The organism is Prosthecobacter sp., assembly GCF_044222345.1.
In the GTDB taxonomy this organism is placed as follows: domain Bacteria; phylum Verrucomicrobiota; class Verrucomicrobiia; order Verrucomicrobiales; family Verrucomicrobiaceae; genus Prosthecobacter.
This window is the reverse complement of sequence record NZ_JBGANL010000010.1, coordinates 1-8416: the sequence shown is the minus strand read 5'-3', so window position 1 is coordinate 8416 and position 8416 is coordinate 1. Positions and strand designations below refer to the sequence as shown.

7 protein-coding genes and 1 pseudogene are annotated in these 8416 nt (G+C 55.0%); 4 read left to right on the top strand and 4 right to left on the bottom strand.

What is annotated here, in order from left to right; translation table 11 throughout:
- The first annotated feature begins 24 nt into the window (after window positions 1-24).
- Window positions 25-807: a PEP-CTERM sorting domain-containing protein gene (locus tag ACILSL_RS07745; protein ID WP_395731432.1), complete on the top strand. Its 783-nt coding sequence runs from the start codon at window positions 25-27 to the stop codon at window positions 805-807.
- Between the two features lie 150 nt (window positions 808-957).
- On the opposite strand, the gene ACILSL_RS07740 is transcribed toward ACILSL_RS07745, so the two are convergent.
- Window positions 958-1272, bottom strand: a complete 315-nt coding sequence (locus ACILSL_RS07740; RefSeq protein ID WP_395731431.1) for a hypothetical protein — start codon at window positions 1270-1272, stop codon at window positions 958-960.
- 47 nt (window positions 1273-1319) lie between these two features.
- Here ACILSL_RS07740 and ACILSL_RS07735 point away from each other — a divergent pair.
- From ACILSL_RS07735 to ACILSL_RS07725, 3 genes and pseudogenes are all read left to right on the top strand, one after another.
- Window positions 1320-1463: pseudogene (locus ACILSL_RS07735) on the top strand (integrase); the annotation flags it as partial.
- Between the two features lie 24 nt (window positions 1464-1487).
- Window positions 1488-2537, top strand: a complete 1050-nt coding sequence (locus tag ACILSL_RS07730) for a helix-turn-helix transcriptional regulator (protein WP_395731430.1) — start codon at window positions 1488-1490, stop codon at window positions 2535-2537.
- Window positions 2538-2643: 106 nt separating this feature from the next.
- Complete coding sequence (locus ACILSL_RS07725; protein WP_395731429.1) at window positions 2644-4203, top strand: pentapeptide repeat-containing protein; 1560 nt, start codon at window positions 2644-2646, stop codon at window positions 4201-4203.
- 56 nt (window positions 4204-4259) lie between these two features.
- On the opposite strand, the gene ACILSL_RS07720 is transcribed toward ACILSL_RS07725, so the two are convergent.
- From ACILSL_RS07720 to dnaE, 3 genes are all read right to left on the bottom strand, one after another.
- Entirely contained in the window at window positions 4260-4997 is a 738-nt protein-coding gene (locus ACILSL_RS07720) for a hypothetical protein (RefSeq protein WP_395731428.1), read from the bottom strand.
- Between the two features lie 271 nt (window positions 4998-5268).
- Entirely contained in the window at window positions 5269-5427 is a 159-nt protein-coding gene (locus tag ACILSL_RS07715) for a hypothetical protein (RefSeq protein ID WP_395731427.1), read from the bottom strand.
- Window positions 5428-5492: 65 nt separating this feature from the next.
- Window positions 5493-8416 (bottom strand): DNA polymerase III subunit alpha (gene dnaE, locus ACILSL_RS07710; protein ID WP_395731426.1); only part of this gene is annotated, 2924 nt, incomplete at its 5' end.

Here is an 8416-nt window from a genome sequence, read left to right as displayed (position 1 = left end):
AAGGTTATAATTATAATAACTGCAATGAAAACAACACACGCTTCAACACTCTCTTCCGCTGCCGCCAAGCTCGCTTCCCTCGCAGCTCTCCTCCTAGCTTTCCTCCCAGGTTCCTCCAGCGCCACCACCATCAACTGGGGCACCTATATCAGCCCCAGCAGCTACCTCTTCGACTCCACCGGTGCCAACCTCAATGACGACTACGTCTTCGAACTCGGCACCTTCGGCTCATTCACTCCCACCCAAGCCAACATGTCCACCTGGCTCGCCAACTGGAAGGTTTTTGACCGTGCGCTCGCTCCATCCGGCAGTGGTTGGAACTCCGCCGCTGGCGTTGTCGCCCGCAGCGCGACAGCTACGGAAATCATAACGGCTCCGACTGATTTGCTGTACGATTCAGTTTCAAGTAACGCATCCCTCCCTCCGTTCGTCTTCAACCAAGGCGAGCAGGCTTACATCTGGGTTTACAACGACACGTTTGGCAATCTCAGCCCCACGCCCAGCTACAATGCTGCACTGAATTGGGCCTTGGTCACCAACGGTCTGGGAGACGGCAACCCTTCGGACGACTGGCTCTTCCCGGCTCCCTCGGGGCACGTCTCCACCACCCTCGACTGGCGTATCGAAGACGCTACTGCCAGTCCCTTCGGAGGGCTTAATGACTCGCAATATGCAGGTGACTTTAGCAGCACACCGGGTGCCTTTGTCCTCCAGACCCACACGGCTCCTGTGCCGGAGCCCTCTTCAGCATTGCTCCTCGCTTGCACTGGGTTGGGAATCCTTCTGCGCCGCCGCAGGCACACTTGAACTGAATTTAAATGCTGAACTCACTCATTCAGCGACTCGACGCCACTGGCAGCCCGCTCGGAACTTTCTCCGGGATGCTTTAATCGTATTAGCCACCATTGAACGAATCAAGGAAAGCAGCAATCGGCACGTGATCCTCGGGGAGAATGTTCATTGCCGCAGCAATGGATCAAGCGGCGGCAGAGTCGAGTCGTCGCCGCCTTCCAGGGTTTCGGCGACCTGATCCATGAATTGGTCATAGAATAGCAGCACTTCATCGAGCGTGAGCGAGCCGCCATGGTGCATGTAGGGGGCGGTGTGTTTGAGATTGCGCAACGTGGGGGTGGGGAACTCGTGCCGATTCGTCGCGCTGTCGCGCAGGCCGATAGCGTGGAGCCTATAGTCGGAGAGCATGGGGCCGTTGTGGCAGAGAGTGTATTTTGCTTTTTGGAAGACCTGCATCCCATGCTGCTGGGCGGGTGTCATGGCGGATTTAGCACCCCGCATGAAGCGGTCGAAAGGCGTGTCGGGCCTACCGGAACGATGTCCGCGAGTTCATGCGGTTCGCAGGCATTCACCAAGCAGAAGAATTTCGCCTGGTGAAACGGTCGCATCTAATTGCATGGCGCAAGCAGCTTGAGACACGAACATTGGAAGCGTCCACGGTGCGCCGCAAACTTTCTGCGGTATGCCTTCCTCCCATGTCCCAAACATCCCCTTCCCGACGATCACGGGCCAAGGTTTCCAGCTCTGCACCGGCCATCCGCTCAGGAACCAGTCGTCCGGCCATGTGGCGGGTGCTGGAGATCCACAAGATCATCCGCACAGGCAAATTCCCCAACTGCTCCACCCTGGCAAAGGAGATCGAGGTGACGCCCAAGACCATCCAGCGGGACGTGAGCTTCATGCGGGACCAACTGGGATTGCCGCTGGAGTATGACCCGCTCAAGCACGGCTACCATTACACACAGGAGGTGCATGAGTTCCCCATGCTCCATCTGTCCCGGAATGATTTGGTGGCCCTGTTCCTTGCACGGCATGCGCTAGAACCACTGCGGGGAACACGCCTGGAACGCATGCTGACCGAGAGCTTCAGCAAGATTGCGGATGCCTGCCCTGGGGAGATTTCCATCGAGTGGCATGAACTTGACGAGGCCTTTTCGGTGAAGGCTTCGGGGGTATTGCCAGCGGATGTGACGCTGTTTGGCGATCTGCTTGATGCCGTACGGGCCTCTCGGGAGGTGAGTTTTGATTATCACAAACTCACCGGCAGCAAGCCCGAGCAGCGCACGGTGCATCCGTATCACGTGGGCCAGATCGAACACGGTTGGTATTTACTGGCCTACGACCCGGCACGGAAAGCCGTACGTACCTTTGCCCTGCAACGCATCACGAACCTGAGCCTGCTGAAGACGAAGTTCGAGCGTGATCCGCGATTCAATGCAAGGGATCATCTGGGTGGTGGCTTTGGCGTATGGAGCTATGCTGGCGAGGAGAAGCGCACACATGAGGTTCACATCCGCTTTGAAGGCTACGCCGCCCGCGTGGTGGCAGAGCGCCAGTGGCACTCGACCCAAGCGATACGGAAGCTGAAACCCGATGGCAGCGTGATCGAGTTTCAGGCGGACCTGTCCGGCCTAGAGGAAATCACCCGCTGGGTGCTGAGCTGGGGTAGCAAGGCGAAGGTGCTGGGACCGCCGGAACTGAGGCAGCGGGTTCAAGAGGAACTGGCTGGGATGATGAAGACCTGAGACCCACGCACTCACTTTCTCAGCAGAAAACGTAGCGAGATTGACCGAATGCTCCGATAGACCAAGACACTGCTAGGAAATTCACACTCAACTTCTAACCTCCTTGATGACAAATCAAATTCATATAGACCGGTTGAAACAAGGAGTGGAATATTGGAACAACTGGAGAGCTATGCTCAAGCGAGGGCGCATAGATTTGTTCGACCCACCGCCGAATCCTGTGATCTTGAAGAGCGCGGTATTAGTTGGTGCTCAGCTTGCCCATGTTGATTTTTCCTCGGTAAACCTTGAGTTCACCGATTTGTCATCCGCAGATCTTACTGGTGCTGATTTTAGAAATGCAATTTTGGAAAGCGTTATTTTTCGCTCTGCTATTCTTCTAAACGCCAAGTTTAGCGGTGCCGTTTTAAGAGGGGCTGATTTTACTAGTGCGGATCTCACAAATGCTGACTTTTGGAGAAATGACTTTACGAATGCGAATTTGCAAGGAGCCGACCTTCGCACCAAAAATCTCGTAAATTCTGTTCTTTGGGGGACCAATCTTGCTGATACTAACCTTTCAGGTGTGGACCTGAGCGGAAAAAATCTCGTGGAAACGAACCTCGCGGGTGCTGACCTCAGCAATGCCAATCTCTCGGGCGTGGATCTTAGTGGGAAGAAACTCACCGGTACAATTCTCGCAGGCGCTAATCTCACCGCATCCAACCTCTCAGGTGTGAATCTCAGCGGGAAGAATCTCGCACGAGCAATTTTGACCGGAGCCAATCTTGCTGGAGTTAAACTCGCCGGGGCCAACTTTACTGACGCTAATCTTTCAGGCGTGGACCTTAGTGGAAAAGAGCTCGCTGGGACGAATCTGGCGGGTGCTGATCTCAACAAAGCTAATCTCTCAGGTGCTGACCTCGGCGGCAAGGATTTCACAGGAACCAATTTTGCAGGCGCTGATCTCAACAAAGCCAACCTGTCAGGTGTGGACCTCAGTGAGAAGGATCTCACCCGGACAATTTTGGCTGGAGCTAATCTTGCTGGGGTTAAACTCGCCGGAGCCAATCTTGCTGATGTCGATCTCTCAAACACCGACTTGGGCAACAATGATCTCGCACGCGCAATTTTGACTGGAGCCAATCTTGCTGGAGTTAAACTCGCCGGGGCCAACTTTACTGACGCTAATCTTTCAGGCGTGGACCTTAGTGGAAAAGAGCTCGCTGGGACGAATCTGGCGGGTGCTGATCTCACCCAAGCCAACCTCTCGGGCGCGGACCTTAGTGGCATGGATCTCGCACGAGCAATTTTGACTGGTGTTGATTTTGCCAACGCCAACCTCTCAGGCGTGGATCTCGGTAGGAAGGATCTCACACGAACAAATTTGGCTGGAGCAACTCTTTTTGAGACTAACCTCGCAGGTGCCAATCTCTTTAAAGCCAACCTCTCAGCTGCTGACCTCAGTGGTAAGGATCTGACTCAAACCAACTTCAGCGGAGCTGACCTTGCCGGGTCAAATTTTACCAATGCCAATCTTGCTAATGCAAAACTTGCGGGTGCAAACCTCACAGGCACTGACATTACGAAGGCAAAGAGCCTCGATAGCGCGGATTTGAGAGACGTAAAAATGACCGATTTTGAACGAGAACACCTCAGAATCTATTGGAAGACACAAGGGCTATAAAGCCGTGGAAGAGGTTGGGAATTTGTGTGAAGAAATCAATCTGCCTCCATGATTTTCTATGCAGCGACCGTGATCAGAATACCCAACTCGTCACCCACAATCCGGCATGCTTCCTTCTCGAACCGTGACAAGTCACCCCAATCGTCGGAGCATCCGAGGTTCACGTGCCCCGACCCAGGGTAACAACCGAGGAAGTGAGAACCAGAATTGTTGTCAGGAGTCCGGAGATTGTTTGCTTCAGCAGCGACCACATAAGATAGTTTATTTTCCGACTTTCTGAATACGACAAGCATGTGGTCGCACTGAATGATTCCCCGGCATTCCACCCTGGTCAACAGCTCCAGCTTGTATGGTCCGCCGTCATAACTCCGGACGAGTTGTGCGTCACTTACCACCGGGAAATAATTTCGTGGTGGTTCCTGTTGATCCGACGGGGCATCTACAGTTGCGAGAGTTTCTGGTGATTCGCAGGACAGAATCCCGAAGGCTGGTCCCTTTGGCACTTGTTCCAAGTCGTTGGTCTCAAGGTAAATTTGGAGCGCCTGCGACATCTCTTTGCAGCCTGCGTTAAACAATTCTAGATTAGCCTCGGTTGCCATGAAGGGGCGGACGTGTTCGCACACGAAACGCCCGTCGTTCCACTCGAGGGTGTAAACGAACTTGTTTCCGTCCTTCTTAAGGTGGGCAAACCATGAACCGTCGGGAGCCGTGCTCGCAGTTTCTTTTAGTGTAAGTAGAAACCTCGTATAGTCAGCGAGGTTGGGAAAAAATGTCTCGGGCAAATCGAATTTCATGGAGTGGAAGACTGGCAGTGGATTTGATTATCAACCAGCTAACCGCAGAGCAGATAGCTCGCAGCGATGCTCTCGACTCCTAAACGAGAACAGCTAGCGAACAAGCACCTTTTCCTGTGTCCACTATGACTAGAAGTCGAGCGAGGCCTTGCTGTAGCAGATAATCTGGCCGTGGTCAGCCCCCGCCCTCGCAACTCAGAAATCGTCAGGTCGAGTTTGAAGCGTGTATCGAAATAATCTGGGGACATCAGGGAGTTGGAGAAGTGGGTGTTCATGCTTCCATCATCTCGGCACGGGCATCAAGCCTTTGCGAGATCTCGACCGATAGTGCTTCGAGCAGTTCCCGCTGCTCATCCTGGGTGAGTTTAGTGAGCACATGATCAAGCAGGGTGGTGGTGGAGCGAATGAATTCACGGGAATCTCGTTTCATGAGGATGTTTGGGCATTTACCACGTGGGGTGGGACATTGGCAGGGGGATGGCATTTTCATTCATTTCAAATCATCCTCGCCTTTTCGACCCGCAGCACGTCCAGCGTGTAGCCCGCGCCATTGTCGAACGGCTTCACGTCCCCTGTTACCTGAACAACGGGGTAACGGATGGTGTTCAAACCGTACAAACGGTAGGCGGCGGCAAAAATTTCGCACTCCACAATGCCAGTTCGGTCGCAGATGGAGATGAACTTCATGGGCTGGCCGTTCTGCTGCAAGTGGGATCGGCTAACGATGATGAGGCCGCAGACGGTGACACGTTGATTGGGGTAGCAGTGCAGTTCGGCAATCGGGCAGTAGGTATGCCACGCGACTTGCGGGTGCAGGTCCAAAGGATGGCCGTTGACGGTGTAGCCGAAGAGTTCAAGCTCATCTTGGAGCATCTGCAGCAGGGTCGGTTCCTCGCGGAAGGTGGCCCGAATGTCGTCCTCTCGGGCATCCCGGAAAAGCCAGTCGGCTCCGGCGTTCACATCCCGAGAACTGTGCATACAGCGCCAGAACTGCTCTGTACGCCCTCCCCCAAGTGAATCAAAGGCACCGGCACGGATGAGGTTCAGCGCCTCCGTGCCTTCAGGGCGGACACGTTCGCAGAAATCACGGATGCTGGCAAAGGGTGAACAGGCAACTTCGGCTCGCCAACGGGCCAGGGTGGCTTCACCCAGGTCTTTGATGGCTCGTATTGGCAGGCGTATCGCTTTGCCCATGGGGGTTGCAGGCGTACCTTGTGGGACAGTGGAACACTCGACGGTGAAACCATTGGAAGGCACATTCACATCCGGCGAGTGGAATCCAATCCCAAGACGGCGGCATTCAAGGGTGTAAACCAAAGGGGAGTAGAACCCCTTGCCATTCGTGAGCACCCCAGCCATGAACTCGGCTGGGTGGTAGTGCTTGGCGTAGGCTCCTTGATACGCCTCGACGGCGTAGGCTGTGCTATGAGCACGACAGAAGGCGTATCCTTGGAACCCGGCCACCAGATCCCAGACGTAGGCGATGCTGCGGGCATCACGTCGGCGTTCCTTTGCCGCCTGCATGAACTCAGCCTTCACTTCATTGATCTTGGCACGGTCCTGTTTGACCAAGGCACGGCGTAGCACATCCGCACGACCAGGGGGCAGTCCCGCGAATGCCTCACATATTTGCAGGATGTGTTCTTCATACGCCACAACGCCAAAGGTGCTCCGCAACACAGGAGCCAGGCTGTCGTGCGTATAGTCCACGGGTTCCAGGCCCTGAGCACGTCGAGCAAATTGTGCTTTTTTGAGGCCATTGGCAGCACCGGGACGAATGACGGAAACAATCGCCACGAGGCGGTCGATGTCTCGGACGTCGGCCATGCAGGCGAGGCTGGTCATGGCAGGGCTTTCAATATGGTGAACACCACGTGCATTGCCGGTGGCGATCATGTGCCAGATGCCCGGATCACTCCAAGGCTCGATGGGCTCAGTGCGAACAGGTTGCTCTGTGCATCCTTGCAGGCCGACTTCGAGAGATTGCAGATCCAAGGCCTTCCCCTGCGAACCCAAGGTGATCTGCGTATCCCGCAAAACAGCAAGCCCCCCCTGAGCAAGGATGTCGAGCTTGATCAAGCCGACTGCTTCCACAGCATCCATATCGAAATGGGTGGTGGGCCAGCCTTTGGAACTGATGAACGTGGGCGTTTGATCACGAATCGGGTCACGCGAAAGCACAACACCACATGGGTGCATCTTGGCGTATCGGGGAACACCATCCAGCATCCCCGCCATGAGCAATGCTGTACGTAATGGCTCCTCCTGCCATGCAGTATGATCGCACTCACGCGAGAGGGCAACGGCATCGGCAACATGTCGGGCATCTGTCCAAGGCATGTGCTCGGTGAGGCGGCGGATCTCATTTTCAGCCACACCAAGCACTTTGGCGACGTCGCCAAAAGCGGAGCGCGCTTGGAAGGTGTTGAACCCTCCGACGATGGCAGCATGTTCGGGTCCGTAACGGTCGAGCAGTAGCCTTACCACATCGTCCTTACGATCATGGGCAAAGTCGATGTCGATGTCCGGCAGTTTTTGCAATGCCATCCGATCGCGGTTGAGGAAGCGTTTGAAATAAAGCTCGAACCGGATCGGGCAGACGTTGCTGATGCCAAGAGCGTAGCAGACGAGAGAATCGGCAGCACTTCCACGGGTGATCCAGCCGATCCCCTGCCCTGCACATTCCTGAAGCAGGTGCCACACGGTGAGAAAGTATTCCTCGTATCCGACTTCGGCGATGATCGAAAGCTCCTCACGCAGCTGCGCTTCATGCTGTCTGGCCTTGATTCCATAGCGACGATTCAGCCCGTCATGAGCCAGCTGATACAGCATGGCCGCAGGCGTGCTCCCATCAACAGGCGTATAGCGAGGAAAACGCAGCGTCTTAAAGTCGAAGGCAAAATCACATTGATCAACGACTTCACGCGCAGCCTGCAGGGCAGCGGACGAATAGCGCTCGCCCCATTGGCCGGGTGGATGAAAGGCGAAATCACCACGCCTCTTTTTCGCATGCTTCTCATGCAGAAGGGTGAGCGTCTTCATGCTCTGCACGATGTCGAAAAACACTTTGTCTTCTGGTTTGTGATAACGGATTTCTGGCAAGACCACATCGGCGGAATCGGCAGGAATGATGATCAAGCCTTCGCGATGCGTATTGAGTTGGGCCAGGCTGATGCAGGCATCGTTGTTGAAGGAAAGCAGACGGCAGAGGTTCTGGTAGCCGCGCACATTCTGCACATAGGCGAGCAGAGATTGTTTATTGCAGCACAACTCGGCTCCGATGATTGGCTTGATACCGGCAGCGGTTGCTGCTTGGAAAAATGGCACGGCAGCGTGCAGATTCCTGTCGGTGATCGCCACGGCAGGCATGTCGTATGCAACCGCCGCTTCAATGATCGCGGGAATGGTGAGCGTAGAGT